This is a genomic window from Syntrophotaleaceae bacterium, assembly GCA_041390365.1.
In the GTDB taxonomy this organism is placed as follows: Bacteria; Desulfobacterota; Desulfuromonadia; order Desulfuromonadales; family Syntrophotaleaceae; genus JAWKQB01.
In genome coordinates this window covers 1014907-1034330 of the sequence record JAWKQB010000002.1, presented here as the reverse complement: position 1 = coordinate 1034330, position 19424 = coordinate 1014907, and the positions used below count along the sequence as shown (strand labels likewise).

General features: G+C 57.8%; 19 protein-coding genes. 2 read left to right on the top strand and 17 right to left on the bottom strand.

Going from position 1 to position 19424, the window contains the following annotated elements:
- Positions 1 to 64: 64 nt before the first annotated feature.
- The 9 genes from tsaB to rpsB form a co-directional block, all read right to left on the bottom strand.
- Positions 65 to 757 (bottom strand): tRNA (adenosine(37)-N6)-threonylcarbamoyltransferase complex dimerization subunit type 1 TsaB, encoded by a 693-nt coding sequence (gene tsaB / locus R2940_11880; GenBank protein MEZ4600477.1) that lies wholly within the window; start codon positions 755 to 757, stop codon positions 65 to 67.
- Positions 757 to 2103 carry an RIP metalloprotease RseP gene (gene rseP / locus R2940_11875; protein ID MEZ4600476.1) on the bottom strand — a complete coding sequence of 449 codons (1347 nt, stop codon included), beginning with the start codon at positions 2101 to 2103 and terminating at the stop codon, positions 757 to 759. The genes tsaB and rseP overlap by 1 nt, the downstream gene beginning before the upstream one ends.
- A complete protein-coding gene (locus R2940_11870; GenBank protein ID MEZ4600475.1) occupies positions 2093 to 3268 on the bottom strand; it encodes a 1-deoxy-D-xylulose-5-phosphate reductoisomerase in 1176 nt (391 codons plus the stop codon). The genes rseP and R2940_11870 overlap by 11 nt, the downstream gene beginning before the upstream one ends.
- Positions 3269 to 3304: 36 nt before the next feature.
- Positions 3305 to 4120 carry a phosphatidate cytidylyltransferase gene (locus tag R2940_11865; protein ID MEZ4600474.1) on the bottom strand — a complete coding sequence of 272 codons (816 nt, stop codon included), beginning with the start codon at positions 4118 to 4120 and terminating at the stop codon, positions 3305 to 3307.
- The gene (locus tag R2940_11860) at positions 4095 to 4841 is read right to left on the bottom strand and encodes an isoprenyl transferase (GenBank protein MEZ4600473.1); all 747 of its coding nucleotides are present in this window, start codon (positions 4839 to 4841) and stop codon (positions 4095 to 4097) included. The genes R2940_11865 and R2940_11860 overlap by 26 nt, the downstream gene beginning before the upstream one ends.
- Positions 4842 to 5042: 201 nt before the next feature.
- Positions 5043 to 5600, bottom strand: coding sequence for a ribosome recycling factor (gene frr / locus R2940_11855; protein MEZ4600472.1), 558 nt, complete (start codon positions 5598 to 5600; stop codon positions 5043 to 5045).
- Positions 5601 to 5605: 5 nt separating this feature from the next.
- Positions 5606 to 6331: a UMP kinase gene (gene pyrH, locus R2940_11850; protein MEZ4600471.1), complete on the bottom strand. Its 726-nt coding sequence runs from the start codon at positions 6329 to 6331 to the stop codon at positions 5606 to 5608.
- Between the two features lie 14 nt (positions 6332 to 6345).
- Complete coding sequence (tsf, locus tag R2940_11845; protein MEZ4600470.1) at positions 6346 to 7257, bottom strand: translation elongation factor Ts; 912 nt, start codon at positions 7255 to 7257, stop codon at positions 6346 to 6348.
- A gap of 189 nt (positions 7258 to 7446) precedes the next feature.
- Complete coding sequence (gene rpsB, locus R2940_11840; protein MEZ4600469.1) at positions 7447 to 8235, bottom strand: 30S ribosomal protein S2; 789 nt, start codon at positions 8233 to 8235, stop codon at positions 7447 to 7449.
- Between the two features lie 221 nt (positions 8236 to 8456).
- Between rpsB and lptF the strand changes: the two genes are divergently transcribed.
- On the top strand, positions 8457 to 9641 hold the full coding sequence (lptF, locus tag R2940_11835) for an LPS export ABC transporter permease LptF (protein ID MEZ4600468.1): 1185 nt from the start codon (positions 8457 to 8459) through the stop codon (positions 9639 to 9641).
- The gene (gene lptG / locus R2940_11830; GenBank protein MEZ4600467.1) at positions 9638 to 10723 is read left to right on the top strand and encodes an LPS export ABC transporter permease LptG; all 1086 of its coding nucleotides are present in this window, start codon (positions 9638 to 9640) and stop codon (positions 10721 to 10723) included. Before lptF ends, lptG begins: the two co-directional genes overlap by 4 nt.
- Positions 10724 to 10808: 85 nt before the next feature.
- Here the strand turns inward: lptG and ahcY are convergent, their stop codons facing one another.
- The 8 genes from ahcY to R2940_11790 all read right to left on the bottom strand — a co-directional run bounded on the left by ahcY (position 10809) and on the right by R2940_11790 (position 19418).
- Entirely contained in the window at positions 10809 to 12239 is a 1431-nt protein-coding gene (gene ahcY, locus R2940_11825; GenBank protein MEZ4600466.1) for an adenosylhomocysteinase, read from the bottom strand.
- Positions 12240 to 12331: 92 nt separating this feature from the next.
- Positions 12332 to 13249 (bottom strand): metalloregulator ArsR/SmtB family transcription factor, encoded by a 918-nt coding sequence (locus R2940_11820; protein ID MEZ4600465.1) that lies wholly within the window; start codon positions 13247 to 13249, stop codon positions 12332 to 12334.
- Positions 13250 to 13369: 120 nt separating this feature from the next.
- Positions 13370 to 14095, bottom strand: coding sequence for a hypothetical protein (locus R2940_11815; GenBank protein MEZ4600464.1), 726 nt, complete (start codon positions 14093 to 14095; stop codon positions 13370 to 13372).
- 43 nt (positions 14096 to 14138) lie between these two features.
- Positions 14139 to 15227, bottom strand: coding sequence for a TIGR04283 family arsenosugar biosynthesis glycosyltransferase (locus tag R2940_11810; GenBank protein MEZ4600463.1), 1089 nt, complete (start codon positions 15225 to 15227; stop codon positions 14139 to 14141).
- Between the two features lie 68 nt (positions 15228 to 15295).
- Positions 15296 to 16459 carry a methionine adenosyltransferase gene (gene metK, locus R2940_11805; protein MEZ4600462.1) on the bottom strand — a complete coding sequence of 388 codons (1164 nt, stop codon included), beginning with the start codon at positions 16457 to 16459 and terminating at the stop codon, positions 15296 to 15298.
- Between the two features lie 115 nt (positions 16460 to 16574).
- A complete protein-coding gene (gene ptsP / locus R2940_11800) occupies positions 16575 to 18374 on the bottom strand; it encodes a phosphoenolpyruvate--protein phosphotransferase (GenBank protein MEZ4600461.1) in 1800 nt (599 codons plus the stop codon).
- On the bottom strand, positions 18352 to 18621 hold the full coding sequence (locus R2940_11795) for an HPr family phosphocarrier protein (GenBank protein MEZ4600460.1): 270 nt from the start codon (positions 18619 to 18621) through the stop codon (positions 18352 to 18354). The genes ptsP and R2940_11795 overlap by 23 nt, the downstream gene beginning before the upstream one ends.
- A gap of 50 nt (positions 18622 to 18671) precedes the next feature.
- Complete coding sequence (locus tag R2940_11790; GenBank protein ID MEZ4600459.1) at positions 18672 to 19418, bottom strand: PTS system mannose/fructose/sorbose family transporter subunit IID; 747 nt, start codon at positions 19416 to 19418, stop codon at positions 18672 to 18674.
- Positions 19419 to 19424 lie beyond the last annotated feature (6 nt).

The window sequence follows — 19424 nt, the reverse complement described above, 5'->3', positions numbered from 1 at the left end:
GTTGACAAAGAGCAAAAATCCAGCTCTACGATAGCGAAATGCTTTAATCTTGTCAACAACTCCGTTAGGCGCGGGTTAGCGTCAGTTCCGCTTCCGAAGGACGTATGTAGGTTGGCAGGAGTTCCAGTGCCGAAAGGGTCCGGCCGTTGCGATATGCGCTCAGGGCGAGTGTGGACAGGGTGGATGCCCGGGGCAGATCCAGGCACCAGGGAGCGAAATGGGCACGCTGCCCGAGGCGTCTGACGATCATCGTGCGATAAACGGCGGACCCATTCCCGACGAAAAGAACCTCACCGTCCAGTTGTTCGAGCATCTTCTCCGGAGGCAGAACCACTTCCCTTCCCTGGAGGGCAGGAAGCCCCCCTTCCCAGCGGTAAAGGCCCCCATACACTTCCTTTTTCCGGGCATCCATCATGGCACAAACGGGGTAGCGGCAAAAGGGGATCTGAGCGGCGAGAGACTGCAGGGAAGAAACGCCGATCACAGGTTTCCCCGTGGCCAGCGCCAACCCCTTTGCTGTTGCCACGCCAACCCGCAGGCCGGTAAAGGAACCCGGACCCACGGCGACGGCAAAAGCATCAATCTCCCCCAGATCGATGGCAACATCCTGCAGCAGGCGCTCCATGCTCAACAACAGACGGTCGGTATGGGTTGCCGGGGAATTGACCAGCAGCTCTCCGAGCAGCTGATCACCCCGACTGACCGCGATGCTGCCTGCCGGAGTCGAGGTGTCGATGCTCAACAGACATTCGCTCATCATTGGCCCCAGTTGAAAACCCGCAGGATATCGTTGTAAAAAGCGAGGGCCATCAGCAGAAGAATCAGCACCAGACCCACCTGCTGGGCAATCTCCCGCACCCGGGGAGAGAGGGGGCGTCGAAAAACGAGTTCGAAAAGATTGAACAGCAGGTGCCCGCCATCAAGGATGGGGATGGGGAACAGATTGAGAATGCCCAGCTGGATGCTGAGGAAAGCCAACATGGAGAGGAGGCTGGAAAAGTCATTCTGGGCAGCCTGCCCAGCCCATTGCACCACGGTAATCGGACCGCCGATATTCTTTGCGGAGACGTGACCGAAGATCAGCTTCTTGATGAACACCATGGTCAGCTCGACCCATTCAACGGCCTGGTCCGCTCCGATTTTCACCGCATCCCACAAAGCGAAACTCTTGAAAACCGTTTCAACCTGATGTTGAATGCCGATCAGATATCCGTTGTCGCCGCCCGGCAGCGGACTGATAACCTTCTTCAGGACACGTCCGTCCCTTTCCACCTGAAAAACCTGCGGCTCCTCCCCGCCTCTCTGGATCGCCCCTTTGAGATCGTACCAGGACCCGATGGGCTCCTCGCCCACGGCAACAATCCGGTCGCCGGCCTGGAGACCGGCTTTTTGCGCCGGCATGCCATCAACGACCATGCCGATGACTGCTGCCTGCCTGGGCAGCAGACCGAGGGACTCCAGGCCCTCGGCAGCGGTTTCTGCAGCCGGGACCACGGTCTGCAGCTGCTCTTCTCGGCGTCGCACCGTCATGCTGGGTGCTTTTCCGGCCTGCTCCAGCAGCGCCTTGTTGGCCTCGCCCCAGGATTCCACCGGCCGCTGCCCGATAGCGGCAATACAGTCTCCCGTGCTGAGGCCTGCCTCAGCAGCAGGAGAGGCAGGCACAACAAAACCGACACAGGCGGGCTGATCAAAGTAGGCCGGCATGCTGACGCCGATCATGTAGGCCAGCGGCAGCACCAGAAACGGCAGAAGCAGATTCATGAAAGGGCCGGCCGCAATGATGGCCAGACGCCGGGAAGGCGGCTTCTCGGAGAATGAGCGCCCCCTGTCCTCCTCACTGACCGGTTCGTCATCTTCCTCCCGGGAGGATTCACCGAACATCTGCACATATCCGCCGAGAGGCACGGCGCAGATCATGTATTCCGTCTCCCCCCACTTGCGGGAAATCAGGCGGGGTCCGAAACCGAGCGAAAACTTCAGCACCTTCACACCGGCCAGTTTTGCCACCACGAAATGACCCAGCTCATGCACGAAAACCAGAACACCGAGCATCAGAATGCCCGCGACCACCATCAGGGTTCCCGAAACCAAACTACTCAGCATGCATTCCTCCGTTCATTTCCCTGATGACCCGTCGGGCCTCCTCCCGTCCCCATAAATCGGCGCGCAAGGCGTCATCGATATGTTCCAGTTTCCGCGGGTTGTGCCGTTCAAGAACCTTGAGGAGAACTTGCGCAATATCGAGAAAGCCGATCTGATCTTCCAAAAATGCCTCGACTGCGATTTCGTTGGCGGCATTCAGGACTGCCGGAGCGGTTCCGCCGAGGTTCAGGGCCCGATATGCCAGCGTCAGGCATGGAAACTTCTCCCGGTCGGGCTCTTCAAAGGTCAAGGTTTTCAGGGCACAGAGATCGAGCGGGGGCAAACCGAGAGGCAGCCGCTCCGGATAGGACAGGGCATAGGCGATGGGCGTCCGCATATCCGGAATTCCGAGTTGGGCGATGACCGCCCCGTCGATGTATTCTACCATGGAATGCACAATGCTCTGCGGATGGATGTGGACCGCGATACGTTCCGGCGGCAGATCGAACAGCCAATGGGCTTCGATAACTTCGAGCCCCTTGTTCATCATGGTGGCCGAATCGATGGTGATTTTCCGGCCCATGGCCCAGTTGGGGTGCGCCAGGGCATCCGCCGGAGTGACGTGTTTCAGATCATCCAGAGAGCGGTTGCGGAAAGGGCCGCCGGAAGCGGTCAGGATAAGCCGCCGGACAGCGGCCCGACTATGCCCTTCGAGAGACTGGAAGATGGCCGAGTGTTCGCTGTCGACAGGAAAAAGCTTGACGCCCCGGCGGGCGACCGCCTCCATCACCAGAGCTCCGGCCACCACCAGGGTTTCCTTGTTGGCCAGGGCGATATCCTTGCCGGCCTCGATGGCGGCCATGGTCGGAATCAGACCCGCGGCTCCAACCACGGCCGAAACCAAAACGTCCACCTGCTCGTGGGAGGCGCAGGCGATAAGACCCTCGGTCCCGCAGTAAACGTCCGGACCGTCCGGACCGAGAGCGTCCCGCAACTTTGCGGCCGATTCCGGTTGCAGGACCGAAACCACCAGGGGCCTGAAACGTCGGATCTGCTCCTCCAGCCGGGTCAGATTGTTGCCGGCCGACAAGGCGATGATCCGATATCGATCAGGATGGGCCGCCACGATGTCCAGCGTACTGACCCCGATCGAGCCTGTTGAACCCAAGACTGCCAGATTCTTCATCTAAGCCCCCATCCCTTTTTGCATCGCAGAATACGCTCAGAACCTGAGCAGGCCATAGTAGTAGGCCAGAGGAAAAGTGAACAGCAGACTGTCCAGTCTGTCCAGGATTCCCCCATGGCCGGGTACGATGGTGCCGGAATCTTTGACCTGAAAGGCTCGTTTGATCATCGACTCGAACAGATCGCCGGTCTGGCCCACGCAACCCAGGATCAAACCGAGCAGCAGACAGTCCAGCAGACCGAGGGAGGAAAAAAACCACCAGCGGGCCACAAAGGCACCCACGAGCCCTCCCAGCAGACCGCCGATCGCTCCTTCAATACTTTTATTGGGACTGATGGCAGGGTAGAGCTTGTGGCGCCCCAGGGCGATACCGGAAAAATAGGCGGCCGAATCACTGGCCATGACGATGAGCAGAACCAGAAACACCCACTCCCGCCCGAAGGGCAGTCCATGCAGCATCACCAGATGGGCCAGCAGCAGGGAAATGTAGCAGAAGCCGAAAAAAACCAGGGCCAGCTGGCACAGCACCTCGGTCAAAGCGAGAAAACGCCACAAAAAGATCAGGCCGAAAAAGAGTACCCCAAAAGCCAGCATCCCCTGCAGGGCTGGCGCAGGCCCAAAGGATGCGGCGGGAACGAGAAGGGCGCCGAACAGTACGGCGAGGCTTTTTTCGACCTTGCGTTCACCGGCCAGACTCATCCCGTAGAATTCGTACAGTGCGGTGGCGGCGACCAGGGTCACGAATCCGCAGAACCATGCTGGGCCGGCGTAATAGATAAAAAGCAACAGCAGAGGCAGCAGTACAAGGGCTGTGATGATGCGCTGTTTAATGGGGAGCCTCCTTTGAATCACCGTTTTCCGGCAGAATCTGCTGTGCGGTCAGGCCGAAGCGGCGCTGGCGGGAGGAAAAATCCTTGAGTGCCTTGCGCAGTTCCCCGACGTCGAAGTCCGGCCAAAGAACGTCGGTGAAATAAAGTTCCGCGTAGGCCAGTTGCCAGAGCAGAAAGTTGCTGATGCGCATTTCGCCGCTGGTCCGGACGAGAAAGTCTGGATCGGGGAGATCGCCCGTGTAAAGCAGCCGCGAAAATTTCTCTTCGTCGATCTGACCGGCGGACAGATCTCCTGCTGCAACCTGTTCGGCCAGAAGCCGTGCGGTGCGCACTATCTCATTACGGGAACCGTAGGAGAGAGCAAGGGTAAGGACCATTTGCCGGTTTCCGGCGGTCCTGGCCACCGTCCGTTCCAGAACCTGCCGTACTTGACAGGGGAGTTGGGACAGATCACCGATGACGTTGAGCCGGATATCCTGCTGCAGCAGGTTATCCAGCTCCTGTTCGAGGAATTGGCCCAGCAGTTCCATCAGGGCATGGACTTCCTCTGCGGGCCGCCCCCAGTTTTCGGAACTGAAGGCGAAGAGCGTCAGATAGGGAATGTCCAGGGAGCGGCACTCCTCGACCACGACCTTGACCGTATCCACCCCCTGGCGGTGCCCGAAGATCCTCGGCAGGCTCCTCTGTTCCGCCCAGCGGCCGTTGCCGTCCATGATGATTGCCAGATGTTGGGGTAGATGCATAAACTAATCCAATGAACAATAAGCGGCTACATTACCACAACCCGAACTTTGCGGCAAGCCATGCCTGCTGGAATGAAAACAGGGGCGTCGCATGCGACACCCCTGCAAAAAAATAAGCCCGATCCGGCTGGAAGCCGGGGGTCATCCCTGCCCTTTTCCGGCGGTCATTGGTCGACTGCCCTTGGCAAGGAGGCAGGGCCGTCAGATTTCCATGATTTCCTTTTCTTTTACGGCGACCACTTCATCCGCCTTCTTGACGTACTGATCGGTGAGTTCCTGGATCTCCTTTTCCCCCCTTTTCAGCTCGTCTTCACTGATTTCCTTGTCTTTTTCAAGCTTTTTCAAAGACTCATTGGCATCCCGGCGAAGATTGCGAATGGAGATTCGGGTATCCTCGCACATCCTCCGCACCATCTTTACCATCTCCTTCCGCCGCTCTTCGGTCAGAGGGGGAATGACGAGACGAATCAGGCTGCCGTCGGATGCCGGGTTGAGACCCAGATCGGATTTGAGGATAGCCTTTTCGATTTCCGGAATCAGATTTTTTTCCCAGGGCTGGATGGTAATCAGCCTCGCTTCCGGAACGGCCAGCGTACCGACCTGGTTGAGTGGAGTGGGGGTGCCATAGTAATTGACCCGGATTTCATCGAGAAGGTTGGTGCTGGCCCGTCCGGTTCGGACCCGGGCCAGATCTTTCTTCTGTGCCTCGATAGCTTTTTCCATGGCGCTACGGGCACTCTTGATAACATCAGCGTACATGGCAGTCAGTCTCCTTTGACAATGGTCCCGATCTCTTCACCGAGGATGACCTTCCTGATGTTTCCCCGCCGGGCCAGTTCAAAAACCACGATGGGCAGATCATTATCCATGCAGAGGGAAGTGGCCGTGGCATCCATCACCTTGAGACCTTTTTTCAGTACGTCGAGATAGGTCAGGCGAGGGAATTTTACGGCGTCCTTCACCTTGCAGGGATCGGCACTGTAGACGCCGTCCACCTTGGTGGCCTTGAGAATGACCTCGGCACCGATCTCCATGGCTCGCAGGCTGGCAGCCGTGTCGGTGGTGAAGTAAGGATTTCCGGTCCCACCACCCAGGATAACCACCCGACCCTTTTCCAGGTGCCGGATGGCCCTGCGGCGAATGTAGGGCTCGGCCACTTCGCGCATTTCGATCGCGGTCTGCACCCGGGTCACAATGCCGATCTGCTCGAGGGCATCCTGCAGAGCCAGGCTGTTCATCACCGTGGCCAGCATGCCCATATAGTCGGCCCCGGCCCGATCCATACCCTTGGACGCGGCTGCCATCCCACGGAAAATGTTGCCCCCTCCGATAACGACGGCGACCTGGACGCCCATGTCCAGCACTTCCTGGATTTCCCCGGCAAGAAAGGCCAGGACTTCAGGGTCGATTCCATACCCCTTGTCACCGGCCAGCGCCTCGCCGCTGAGCTTGAGCAGGATCCTGCGGTATCTCGGCTTGTCTGCTGTCATTTCTCCCTACCGGATTACTTGGTCATGGATGCGACTTCGGAAGCGAAATCATCTTCCCGCTTCTCGATACCTTCGCCAAGAGCGAACCGGGCAAAACGGTTCAGGACGATGCTGCTGCCGATTTCCTTGGCGACGCCGGCCACCACCTTTTCGACCTTCTGGTCGGGATCGATGACATAGGCCTGCTCCAGAAGGCAAACCTCACCGAAGAACTTGTTGACCTGACCTTCGATGATCTTCTCGATGATATTGTCGGGCTTGCCGCTGTCCTTGGCCTTTGCCCTCATGATGTCCTTCTCTTTTGCTACAACTTCGGCAGGAACCTCGGCACGATTCAGGTATTGGGGATTGGCTGCAGCGACGTGCATGGCCAGATTGCGGCCCAAGGACATCACCTTCTCCTCCTGAGCCTTTTCGGTTGCCAGCTCGACGAGTACTCCGATCTTGCCCACACCGTGAACATAGGAGACTACGGCACCGGCCGGCACTTCGAACCGGCAGAAACGGCGCACATTGATATTTTCACCAATGGTGGCAACCTGATGGGTCTGCTCCTCGGCAACGGTTCTGCCGGTACCGGGGAATTGTGCCGCCATCAGACCTTCAAGATCGGCGGGGGCGCTGTTCAGCACACTCTGCGCCACACCGGCACAAAAATTCTGGAAGGCCTCGTTCTTGGCGACGAAGTCGGTCTCGGAGTTCACTTCCACCAGAACACCGACATTGCCTGCGCCGGCAGCCACGACAAGCCCTTCCGCAGCGATCCGGCCAGCCTTTTTTGCGGCGGCGGAAAGACCTTTTTTGCGCAGAATGTCCACGGCCTCGTCCATGTTGCCGGCCGCTTCGGTCAGGGCTTTTTTGCAGTCCATCATGCCGGCACCGGTTTTGGCGCGCAGTTCGGAAACCATTGAAGCAGAAATGTTCACCTCGAAATCCTCCTTTTCTATTCCTGTGCGGCTCCCGGCAGAGAAAGCACAACCCTGCCGGCACCGTTTTTGATTGTTGGCGACCCCGAAACCGCCTGACGGATCCCTCCCGCTTACGGATCAGGCCAAATCGGGTTTAAAAAAGGCGGCCGGTGTCCCGACCGCCCTTGGCGTATTGCTGGTATGAAATCAGGCTTCGCCGGAGGCTGCTTCGTCTTCCTCGACGACAGCTTCGACGGCAGCGGCAGTTTCAACCGCGGCACCTTCCTCTTCATCGGTGCGCAGTTCGGCCTGACGGGCTTCGCCGCCCTCGATGCAGGCATCCGCCATGCGGGCTGCAAACAGCCGGATGGCACGGATGGCATCGTCATTGCCGGGAATGATATAGTCGATATCATCGGGATCACAGTTGGTATCCACCACGGCGACCACGGGGATACCCAGCTTGCGGGCTTCCTTGACGGCGATGGTTTCCTTTTTCGGATCGATCACGAAAATGGCTCCGGGAAGCTTTGACATCCCCTTGATACCGCCAAGGGTCTTCTCCAGCTTTTCCCTTTCCCGTTCGAGTCCCAGCACTTCCTTTTTGGTCAGGAGCTGGTAGGTTCCGTCCTGCGACATCATTTCAATCTTCTTGAGCCGTTCGATGCTACGCTTGATGGTGGAAAAATTGGTCAGCATACCGCCGAGCCAGCGATTGTCCACAAAGAATTGACCGGCGCGCTCGGTCTCCTCGCGAATGGCATCCTGGGCCTGCTTCTTGGTGCCGACGAAAAGAACTTTTTCCCCGTTCTGAACGGTTTCGCGGATGAAATTGTAGGCATTCTTGAAGTAACGGACGGTTTTCTGCAGGTCGATGATGTAGATTCCGTTGCGGGCGCCGAAGATGTAAGGCTTCATCTTGGGGTTCCAGCGCTTGGTCTGGTGACCGAAATGGACACCGGCCTCGAGCAGTTGCTTCATGGTGATCTGGGCCATGCTGGTTTTTTCTCCTTTACTGTTTGGTTTGGTCTTCCGCCCCCTTCGCTCCCCTTCAGAACTTCGAAGTTCGAAGCACCTCTGAAAGGGTCCAGGGGCGTGCTGTTTTGGACAACACGTGTATTTAGCATGTATGTATGACCATGGCAAGGATAAAAATGGCGGTCATCGGCCTTTACCCGGTTGCTCCAACCGCAGGTTCTATATTAACATGCCTCACCATGTCCAGGACCCTCATTCACCGTTATATCTTCAGGGAAATCGCCGTCCCTACCGTCATGTCTGTGGCGATTTTCACTTTCGTCCTCCTCCTGGGGAAAATCCTGAAACTTGTTGAGCTGGTCATCAACAAGGGGGTTCCTCCCTTGGATATTGCCCGTCTGTTTCTCTTTCTGCTGCCTTCCTTCCTGGTCGTCACCCTGCCTCTTTCCTTTCTGCTCGGCGTCATGCTCGCCTTCGGCAGGCTCTCCGCCGATCGTGAAATCACGGCCTGCAAATCGAACGGAATCAGCCTTTATCAACTGGCTGCCCCGGTCGTAGCACTGGGTCTGGTCGTCAGCCTGATGACCGGCCTTACGACCCTGGTCCTGCGCCCGGCCAGTGAAAATGCTTTCCGGCAACAGCTTTTCAAGATCAGCGCCAGTCGCGCCAGCGTCGCCCTGCAGCCCAATGTCTTCAACGACACCTTCGACGGTCTGATCCTGTATGCCAATGAAATCGATGATCAGACCGGAGTCATGCAGGGGGTTTTCATTTCCGACGAACGCAATGAAAACCTGCCTTCTATTATCACCGCCGCCCGTGGGCGGCTCGCGCCGAACCGCGATACCATGAGCATGGTGCTGAGTCTGGAAAACGGCGTCATCCATCGCCGGGTCACGAACAGTCCACGAAACGCTTATCAGATCCTGCAGTTTGTCGACTACGACATCAATCTCGAACTCGGCCGTACTGGCCTGGAAGAGGATGCCCGCAAAGGCAAAAAACCGAAAGAGATGGGTCTTGGGGAACTTAAGGCAGCCATTGAAGAAAAGAGCGACAGACGGGGGAAGCTTCTGACCGAGCTGCACTCGCGCTACGCACTGCCCCTGGCACCGCTGCTGTTCGCCATGATCGGCATCCCGCTCGGTATCCAGCCGCATCGGTCAGGCCGTGGAGGCGCCTTCGCTCTCGGTCTCTTCACATTTCTCTGCTATTACCTGCTATCCTCCTTCACGGAGACCCTGGTTGTCGACGGCAATGCACCGGTTTCGATCATCTGGCTGCCCAACCTGCTCTTTCTGGCATGCGGGCTGTTTATCTTTCGCCGCACTGCGGAGGAAAGATCTCTGAAGTTTTTCTCCTGGTTGGAAGGGAACCTCCTCCCGGCCCTGACCCGGCTTCTCCCCGGGAGGAAAAAATCATGACAATTCTCACCCGCTATCTGACGGCCTCGTTCGGGCGCGTTTTCATCCTGGCACTTGCGGCCTTCACCGGTCTCTACCTGTTGGTGGACTTTTTCGAGCGGGTCGATAATTTTATCGAACACAGTGCCGCCTTCAGCCTGTACCTGGTTTATTTTCTCAACAAAATACCTTTTATCGCCACCCAGGTGGCGCCGCTGGCCTGCCTGCTGGCGGTTTTCACCACTCTGGGCAACCTGTCCCGATACAACGAACTGACTGCTCTGCACAGCGCCGGAATCAGCCTTTTGCGGATTACGGCGCCTCTGCTGACGGCCTGTCTGCTTCTGTCCATGGCCAGTCTGGCAACGGGAGAATACCTGGTCCCCTCCACCATCCGCAAAGCCAACTTTATTTTGGAGAGTGCCGTGGAGGGAAAACCCGTCGTAATATACAGGCGGCACAACCTCTGGCTGAGGGACGGCAAAAACATCGTTAACATCCGCTTCGCCTCCCCCGAAACCGCCACCCTGCAAGGGGTTTCCGTGCTGCGGTTCGACGAACGCTTCACACTCCGGGAGCGAATCGATGCCGCTCAAGCCACCCATTCGGATAAAGGTTGGCTGGCGACCGAGGTTGTCCGCCGCCGGTTCGAGGAATCAACAGGCGCTATCATCGCTGTCGAGCAAGCAGAGCAGGACACCCTTCCCATAAGCATCACCCCTGCCGACTTCCGCGTGCCGGGAAGCAAGCGAAACGAAGACCTGAACTACCGGGCCTTGAAGCAGCTGGCCCATAAACTGCGTCAGGACGGTTTCGACCCCACCCGCTTCCTGGTGGACATGCATGCCCGTATCGCCTACCCCTTCTCCTGTCTGATCATGGGTTTCCTCGGTATCCCTTTCGCTCTAAGCAAGGGCCGAAAAAGCAGTCCGGCCCTGGGCATCGGCATCAGCGTGGCCATCGGAATCCTGTTCTTCATCCTCCAGGCGATTCTGCTCGCCTTCGGCTACTCCCAGATCCTGCCACCCCTGGTCGCCGCCTGGTCCGCCAACCTTCTGTTTCTGCTTCTGGGAGGCTGGCTTTTCCTGTCTCGAGAAAATTAATCTCTCAAAAAAAATCAGGGCGCTGCAACTGCGGCGCCCTGAATTAACCCGGGTTAGAGATCTGTATCGGGGTCAATCGTTACCTTTAATACCGATAGTGTTCCGATTTGTAGGGTCCGGCCACCGGGACACCGAGGTAATCGGCCTGCTTTTCAGTCATCTCGGTGAGTTGTGCGCCCAGTTTGCCGAGATGCAGGCGGGCGACTTTTTCGTCCAGCTGTTTCGGCAGGACGTAAACCTGGTTGCCGTACTTGCCTTGCTGTGTCCAGAGTTCGATCTGGGCCAGCACTTGGTTGGTGAAGGACGCGGACATGACGAAAGAGGGATGACCGGTCGCGCAGCCGAGGTTGACCAGCCTGCCTCGCGCCAGAACAGTTATACGCTTGCCGTCGGGCCACTCGATCTGGTCGACCTGAGGCTTGACCTCGTGCACTTTCAGAGCCGGATCGTCGTACAATGCATCGACCTGGATTTCAGAGTCGAAGTGCCCTATGTTGCAGACGATCGCCTCGTCCTTCATGCAGTTCATGTGTTGACGGGTGATCACATCGACGTTGCCGGTGGTGGTGACGAAAATGTCCCCCCAGGAACAGGCTTCCTCCATACGCACCACGGGAAAGCCTTCCATGGCGGCCTGCAGAGCGCAGATCGGATCGATTTCCGTGACATGAACCATGGCGCCCATGCCGCGGAAGGCCTGGGCGCACCCCTTGCCGACATCCCCGTAGCCGAGCACGACGCACTTCTTGCCCGCCACCATGACATCGGTGGCGCGCTTGAGGCCATCGATCAGGGACTCCCGGCAGCCGTACAGATTGTCGAACTTGCTCTTGGTGACGGAATCGTTGACGTTGAACGCAGGAAACAGCAGCCGCCCTTCCCGGGCCATGTGATAAAGCCTGTGAACCCCGGTGGTGGTCTCTTCGCTGACTCCGACCAGCCCCTTGGCCATCCGCCGCCAGCAGTGGGGATCCTCCCGCAGTGTATCGTTAAGCAAGCGGTCGACGATCGCCAGCTCCTTGTTTTCAGCGGAAACAGGCGGGATCTGGCCGGTTCTCTCGAACTCCGCTTCCCTGGCCGCTCCCCGGTGCACCAGCAGGGTGGCATCCCCGCCGTCATCCACGATCAGGTTGGGCCCCTTTTCGTGAGCAAGGGCAGCTTTGGTGAACTGCCAGTACTCCTCCAGTGTTTCCCCCTTGAAGGCGAAAACCGGTATGCCGGCTGCGGCGATGGCGGCGGCGGCATGATCCTGGGTGGAGAAAATGTTGCAGCTCGCCCAGCGAACTTCGGCGCCGAGGGCGACCAGCGTCTCGATCAGAACAGCCGTCTGAATGGTCATATGAAGGGAGCCCGTGATGCGCGCTCCCGCCAGGGGGCGGGATTCTCCGAACTCTTCCCGCAGGGCCATCAGACCGGGCATTTCCGCTTCGGCCATGCGGATTTCCTTCCGTCCCCAATCGGCCAGGGCCATATCCTTGACCAGGTAATCGGGCGCGATTTTCGCCTGCCGTTTCATGTAAAAACTCCTTTAGGTTGGCTTTAGTTACAGTAAAAAAACGGGGTCGGGATCGCTATCGGTATGCGATACCGACACCGATACGTGGCAATTCATTTTTTCCACGCAACACACAGCAGAACATCGAGCTCTTCCGGCCCTCCGGCAACCCTTTCCGACCGGATGTCGGTGAACCCGGCGGCCATCATCCATTCTTCAATCTCCCGGGCCTCGAAGCCGAGCCACTGATCTGCCATCTTCTCCCGGGTCCATTCCTGATCGTGCCGCTGCAGATCTGCAATCAGCAGGCCCCCGCCGGCCGAGATCGTCCGGACCAGTTCCTGCAGAACAGCCGAAGGATTGGCGGCATGGTGAAGCACCATATTGAGGACCGCCCACTCTGTTTCTCCATCCATAAGGGGCAGATGATGCATATCCCCGAGCCGAAAATCGATGGCGCAGAGCCGCTCCTCCTCGGAGCGAGCAATGGCTCTGTCCAGCATGGCCCGGGAATGATCGACTACCAGCAGACGGTCGGCTTTGTTGCAAAGGGCAGGCAGAAGCCCGCCGGTGCCGGCCCCAACCTCCAGCAATATCCTGCAACAAGGAATCATCCCCAACAGCTGAGCTTGATAATCGGCCGTGGGCAGAACCTGCCGCGACAGCTGATCCCACTGCTCGGCAAAGGCATCGAAAAAAAACTGGCTGCGACGCCGGCGGCTTTCCAGAACTTCCAGCAAGCGGCGGCGATCCCCGGCTTCTTCCGGCAGCAGGTGCAGACGTTTTTCCAGGGCGGGCCAAATTTCCCCGAACAGGGGGTTGTCTTTCTGCAAACGATAGTAGGCCCAGGTTCCCTGGCGGTTGAAGGTTACCAGTTTTTCCCTCGCCAAAACCTTCAGATGATGGGAAATTCTCGATTGACCCATTTTTAGAATGGCCGTCAATTCCTGCACGGTGAATTCGCCGCCGGCCAGAACGGCCAGCAGGCGCAGGCGAGAGGAATCCGCCAGAGCCTTCAAGGTCAGCAACATATTTCATCCAAGTTTATTACTTTAATAGATCAACGAATTTTGATTTAACATGCCAAAATCTTTCCGTCAAGGCAAAAAAAAGCGAGCCTTTCGGCTCGCTTTGAAAAATCAGGGGTTCCGTTACTTCAGAGGCAGCAGAACCTTGTGCACCCGCCCGGTCTGTTCCTCCTTGAGCTGCATCCGCAACTGGGAGGCGGAAGCGGCCTCACCGGGAAAAAAGAGGAAACCGGTGGCCAGATCTCCGGGCTGCACCGCCTGGTTGACCAGCTCCTTGCTTGCGAGATCACGGGCGATCTGGCGGCTGGCGTCGGTGGAGGTTCCGGCCTGTGTCCCGCCGACCACCGCACCTCCGGCACCTCCCAAGGCGCCGCCGGCCAACGCTGCCGAGCCGATGTTTTCACCGGTCAGGATGCCGATGGCCGCACCGAGGACGGCACCCCCCGCACTACCCAGCAGGGCGCCACGCCCGCCCCCCTTTGCGATCCGGGCATATTCGGAACTGCTTTCCACCCGCTGATAGGCGGTGCGGCTGTCGAGCAGATTCCAGAGGTTGCCCTCGGCGTCGATGAGAAAAGTCTGCTCCGGCACGACCATCAGGGCGGCACCAGGGCCGTTATCGATAACGACCTGGACCGGCAGCAGACCAGCGGAACGGATGTCGAAACCAAAGGCCTGCTTGGCCGCTGCATTGTCGGAAAAAGCCTGGGCGGCGACCTCGGCTCCGGCGACCGCCTGCATGTTGCCGTAAGCCGAAGGGGCACGGAAGGGCACTTCCTGGGCCTTGTAGGATGTACAGGCAGACGCAAGCAGAGAGAGGCAACAAACGGCAAATAAGATGGAACGCATCGGAACCTCCTTTTAAGATAGCGGGTCTACGTTTCTAATACTATCACACTTCCCGTCGACTGGATAACATTGGAAATCCTGCCTGCAAGTGCAGCCAGAGCCAGGTGGCAAGAATGCAGAGTTTAATCCCAAAACTGCTTTTAAACGTTTTCTCCAGATGCTTTTCATACCAGGAAAGAGCATCGATCGATACCGTTTCCTGAGGAATGTCTTTCCGGTAGCCGCGCCAGGCGTCGGCCAGCAGAAAAATCTGCCAGATGTTGGCAGCCAGTAGACGCCCCGAGGAGTCCCAAAAACAGCGGCGCTCCTCTGCCGACAGGTCACAAAGAGCCCTGCGGACCCTCGCGAAGAAGGGCTTCACCCGGAGTCGCCCGGCAGCCTGCTGGTGGCGATAGAGATTGGGGAGTTCTTGCAGCAGATCATTTCGACCGGCCTCTTCCAGGGAGATAATAAGGGCGTTCAGGACCTGACGGCGGAAGAACCCCTCCCTTTCAAACCGGCGTGCAGAGGTCTGCAAACGGGCGGGCAACAGACTCCAGCATCCCTTCTGAAAAACTCTCACGGCAAGGCGATCATCTTCCATGTAGCCGAGAGACTCGTCAAACGGGCCTATGAGGCGAAAAAATTTTTGGGGCAACAAAAAACCCTGATCACCATGAATCGTTCCCGGCCGGCCAAGACAGGCCTTTACCTCATAGAAATAGTAGGCCAGGGATGGGGAAGAACCCTCCCGTTGAAACCTGAGGGCGAAATGCCCGGCGACCCTGTCGCTCCCGCGGCGCTCCATTTCTCCTGCCATTGCCTGCAGACCTTTGGCTAATGCCCCGGAATCGGGAAAGGAGCTGTCGACATGCAGAAACAGCAGAAAACGGCCTCCGCTGGCAACGGCACCGGCATTCATCTGCCGGCCTCGACCTGGCGGACTGATCAGGATGCGGCAGGGGAAAGAGGCCTTTTCGCCCAATCGGCGAGCCGCTTCGAGGGTTTCATCGGTGGATCCCCCATCACAGATAAGCACCTCGAAAGCAACCGCCTGCTGCCGCTCCAATTCAGCGAAAAGGTCAGCCAATCGATCGGCCTCGTTAAACACCGGAACGATTATGGAAAGAGGAAAACCGATCTGATGAGACATGACTTGAACCAAAAGAATAGAAAAGGCGCACCCACAGGCGCGCCTTTTCCAACTATCCGCGGGATTTCTCAGATTCCCGCCCGCTGCCGCAAGGAGTCGATGCGGTCGGTGCGCTCCCAGGTAAACTCGGGGAGTTCCCGGCCGAAGTGTCCGTAGGCTGCGGTTTTTTTGTAGATGGGCCGCAGCAAATCGAGGGTTTTGATGATCGCCGCCGGCCGCATGTCGAATTCTTCCCGTACCACCCGGGCAATCTGGTTGGAAGGGATGACACCGGTGCCGAAGGTATTGATCATGATCGATACAGGTTCGGCTACACCGATGGCATAGGCGATCTGAACCTCGCATTTCTTCGCCAGACCGGCTGCCACCACGTTCTTGGCTACATAGCGGGCCATGTAGGAGGCACTGCGGTCAACTTTGGAGGGGTCCTTGCCGGAGAAGGCTCCACCGCCGTGGGACCCATGCCCGCCGTAGGTGTCGACAATGATTTTTCGGCCGGTCAGTCCGCAGTCCCCCTGGGGCCCGCCGACCACGAAGCGACCGGTCGGGTTGACGAAATATTTGGTATTCTCATCGAGCATATCCATGGGAATGACCTTTTTCACCACTTCTTCGATGAGACCTTCGCGGAGGGTTTCGTAAGCCACCTCAGGAACGTGTTGCGAGGAAACAACAACGGTATCGACCCGGATCGGCTTGTCGTTGATGTACTGAATGGAAACCTGGGATTTGCTGTCCGGGCGCAGGAAGTTGAGCAACCCTGTCTTGCGCACTTCGGCCATCCGCTGGGTCAGACGATGGGCGAATACGATAGGCATGGGCATCAGCTGCGAAGTTTCGTCGCAGGCATAGCCGAACATCAACCCCTGATCTCCCGCGCCCTGCTCCTTGAAAAGCCCCTCCCCTTCGGTAACGCCCTGTGAGATGTCAGGAGACTGCCGGTCTATGGAAACCAGCACTGCGCAGGTTTCCCAATCGAAGCCGATGCTTGAGTCGTCGTAGCCAATCTCTCTGATGGTCTGCCGGACCACCTCCGGATAATCGATTCGGGCATTGGTGGTGATTTCGCCGGCGATCATGGCCATCCCGGTGGTGACAAGGGTTTCGCAGGCCACCCGGCAAAGGGGATCCTGGGCGATAATGGCATCAAGCACGCTGTCGGAAATCTGGTCGGCCACCTTGTCGGGATGCCCTTCACTGACAGACTCGGACGTAAAAAGAAAATCGGTCATGGCCATGGAGCAGAATCCTCCTATCGTTGGTTATTGGAAAATAAACAGGGAATGCTATAAAAAAACCCGCCGGCCTGTCAAGAAATTACCCTCGACAGGCCTGTCGAACGGTTTTTCAGCAACCGGCGTCTGAACCGAACAGTTTGGGAAATCTGCTTTTCATTTCCACCTCGAGCCGCTTGGCGACTTCGGGGGCTGTGCCCAACCGGAACAGTTCATCCAGCAGGCGGACGCATTCATCCCGCCGGACCTGACGAATGATCCGCTTGACCTTCGAAATGTAAGGGGCATTCATGGACAGTTCGTCGAATCCCAAAGCGAGCAGTACCGGTGTATAGAGAGGCTCCGATGCCATTTCGCCGCAGATGCCCACCTCGATACCCGCCTTGCGGGCGGCTTGGCAGGTCATCTGCAGTGCTCTGAGCACCGCGGGATGAAGGGGTTCGTAAAGATAGGCCACATGCTCGTTGCCACGGTCCACGGCCAGGCAGTACTGAATCAGGTCGTTGGTTCCTACCGACAGGAAATCAACCTCACGGGCCAGCAGTTCGGCGATCATGGCTGCCGAGGGGGTCTCGACCATAATGCCGAGTTTTACGTCGGGCTTGAAGGCAAACCCTTCATTGCGCAAATCCTGTTTGATCTTTTCCAGCAGTTTCTTGCAGCTTTCGATTTCAGCCAGACCGGTGATCATGGGCAGGAGAATCCTGACCCGGCCATGCTGGGAGGCTCTCAGGATGGCACGCAGCTGGGTTTCGAAAAGCTTGCGTTCCTTCAAGGAAAAACGGATCGCCCGCAAACCCATGGCCGGATTCCCCTCATCCGACAGATCGATCCCGGAGACAAGCTTGTCGCCGCCGACATCCAGGGTGCGGATGGTGACCGGATGAGGAGCCATCTTTTCGACCACCTCACGGTATGTCTGGTACTGTTCCTCTTCCGTGGGCAGTTTGGAACGGTTCATGTAAAGGAATTCTGTGCGGAACAGCCCCACTCCCTGAGCGCCCTCCCGCAAGGCCAGGGGAATCTCCTCGGCCAGTTCGACATTGCCGCGGAGTATGATCCGGTGGCCGTCCAGAGTCTCGGCCGCCAGCCGGCGGTAGCTGGCCAGTTCCTTTTCCAGATATTCATAGAACTGTTTTTTTTCGAGATACCGCTTGAAGGTGTCGGGTTGGGGATTGAGAATGACCGTGCCGCTGGTACCGTCGATAATGACGGGCATCGATTCGCGGATCTGAACCGTAGCCGTCTCTAGACCTATGACCGCCGGAATTCCCAGGGAGCGGGCGAGAATGGCAGTGTGCGACGTCCGTCCCCCCACATCGGTAATGAAACCGATGATGCAACTCTTATCCATCTGCATGGTATCGGCGGGAGAAAGATCATGGGCCACCACCACCGCCTTGCGGTCGATCTCCGACAGGGATTGTTCGGTCTGGCCGATAAGATTGCGCAGCAGCCGCTCGCCCACAGAGTCGATATCGGTTCGACGATCCCGCAGATACTCATCCTGAATGCTGTCGAAAACCTCCCGGAACCGGTCCAGGGTGCGCTTGAGCGCCCCTTCGGCGTTGATCCTCTCCTCCCGGATGATTCGGATCGTGTCCCCGATCAGCATCTGGTCCTCGAGGATGAGCAGATGAGTGTCGATAATGTGCAGATGTTCGACAAGGCGGTGATCGGCAACCCCCTTTTTGACATTCTCCAGCTGCAGTTTCGCCTTTAGAACAGCTTCCCGGAAGGACTGGATCTCCCCTTCGGTCTCTTCGGGGGGAATGATGCGCTCTACAGCCTTGATCCGTGTCCGGTCAAGAATATAGGTGGAGCCGATGGCAATCCCCGGCGATGCACCGATACCGAAGAGGATCCTTTCTTCCCGGCCCTTGCTGATTTCAGTCTTCTCCGAATCCATCATCGATCAATTTCCCGATGGCGGCGAGCGCTTCACCGGCGTCTTCACCGCATGCTGCGATTTCGATTCGCGATCCCTGGGGGGCGGCGAGCATCAGTATCCCCATGATACTTTTGCCGCTGACCTCCTCACCGTCCTTGGTGACGATAATATCCGACCGGAAATTGCTGGCCGTCTGAACGAGCAGGGCGGCAGCACGGGCATGCAATCCGAGTCGGTTTTTGATGGTAAAGGATCTCTTTTCCTTCATCGGCAATCCTTCCGCTAAACCCGGTCTCTTCCTGAAATTTTGTCGCCGGGTTAAATCCATTGAAACCAGGCCAACAGAGCCATCAACATCGAAAAAAGCAGAGTCAGAGGACCGATTCTTTTCCTGATCAAAAAACCGAGGACCCAGACCAAAGGCAAAGCGAGCAGGGCCCATCCCGAAAAAAGGCTCTGGCCCTGGAGCTGCCCCCCAATCAACCAGGCGGCCAGAATCCCCAAAAGGATGACAAGAAGCTGCTTCAATCTCAGCGCCAGGTCGGGCAAGCGGCAGCGCTGGACATTTTCCACCACCCTGAATCCGCGCCGGTACCCCCGGTGAAAGCCGTAAATCCGCAACCAAAGATGAGGCAGGTTGAACAGGAACAGAGCCAGCAGCGGACCCCAGAAGGAACCGCGAAAAGCAAGAAAAAGCCCTGCAGTGGAAGCCGCGGGCCGCAACGCCCCCCAGAAGAAACTGTCACCCATGGCGGCAAAGGGCGGCGTAACGGCGCTTTTGAATTCCTGAATGCCGATCTCCTTTGGTTCCCCCGCCGCGGCCTGCTGCTCCAGCTTTGCCACGGCTCCAATCAGCGCCGAGGCCAGATAGGGATGGGTGTTGAAATACTGCAGGTGGCGCCGATAAACGGCTGGCAGCAGGTCTTCCGGATACAAGCGGCGCAGGATCGGAACCAGGGTGTAGAGAAAACCCAGGCTCTGCATCTGCTCGTAGTTCCAGCTGGCCTGCAGCGCAAACGAACGCAGCCATGAACTGCAAAAATCTCTTGGGTTCAATCGGGTCATCAAGAT

Bases quoted from the DNA above. Each gene is read 5' to 3' on its own strand.
- tsaB (MEZ4600477.1), bottom strand. From the start codon at position 757: ATGAGCGAATGTCTGTTGAGCATCGACACCTCGACTCCGGCAGGCAGC.
- rseP (MEZ4600476.1), bottom strand. From the start codon at position 2,103: ATGCTGAGTAGTTTGGTTTCGGGAACCCTGATGGTGGTCGCGGGCATT.
- R2940_11870 (MEZ4600475.1), bottom strand. From the start codon at position 3,268: ATGAAGAATCTGGCAGTCTTGGGTTCAACAGGCTCGATCGGGGTCAGT.
- R2940_11860 (MEZ4600473.1), bottom strand. From the start codon at position 4,841: ATGCATCTACCCCAACATCTGGCAATCATCATGGACGGCAACGGCCGC.
- frr (MEZ4600472.1), bottom strand. From the start codon at position 5,600: ATGTACGCTGATGTTATCAAGAGTGCCCGTAGCGCCATGGAAAAAGCT.
- pyrH (MEZ4600471.1), bottom strand. From the start codon at position 6,331: ATGACAGCAGACAAGCCGAGATACCGCAGGATCCTGCTCAAGCTCAGC.
- rpsB (MEZ4600469.1), bottom strand. From the start codon at position 8,235: ATGGCCCAGATCACCATGAAGCAACTGCTCGAGGCCGGTGTCCATTTC.
- lptF (MEZ4600468.1), top strand. From the start codon at position 8,457: ATGTCCAGGACCCTCATTCACCGTTATATCTTCAGGGAAATCGCCGTC.
- lptG (MEZ4600467.1), top strand. From the start codon at position 9,638: ATGACAATTCTCACCCGCTATCTGACGGCCTCGTTCGGGCGCGTTTTC.
- ahcY (MEZ4600466.1), bottom strand. From the start codon at position 12,239: ATGAAACGGCAGGCGAAAATCGCGCCCGATTACCTGGTCAAGGATATG.
- R2940_11820 (MEZ4600465.1), bottom strand. From the start codon at position 13,249: ATGTTGCTGACCTTGAAGGCTCTGGCGGATTCCTCTCGCCTGCGCCTG.
- R2940_11815 (MEZ4600464.1), bottom strand. From the start codon at position 14,095: ATGCGTTCCATCTTATTTGCCGTTTGTTGCCTCTCTCTGCTTGCGTCT.
- R2940_11810 (MEZ4600463.1), bottom strand. From the start codon at position 15,227: ATGTCTCATCAGATCGGTTTTCCTCTTTCCATAATCGTTCCGGTGTTT.
- metK (MEZ4600462.1), bottom strand. From the start codon at position 16,459: ATGACCGATTTTCTTTTTACGTCCGAGTCTGTCAGTGAAGGGCATCCC.
- ptsP (MEZ4600461.1), bottom strand. From the start codon at position 18,374: ATGATGGATTCGGAGAAGACTGAAATCAGCAAGGGCCGGGAAGAAAGG.
- R2940_11795 (MEZ4600460.1), bottom strand. From the start codon at position 18,621: ATGAAGGAAAAGAGATCCTTTACCATCAAAAACCGACTCGGATTGCAT.
- R2940_11790 (MEZ4600459.1), bottom strand. From the start codon at position 19,418: ATGACCCGATTGAACCCAAGAGATTTTTGCAGTTCATGGCTGCGTTCG.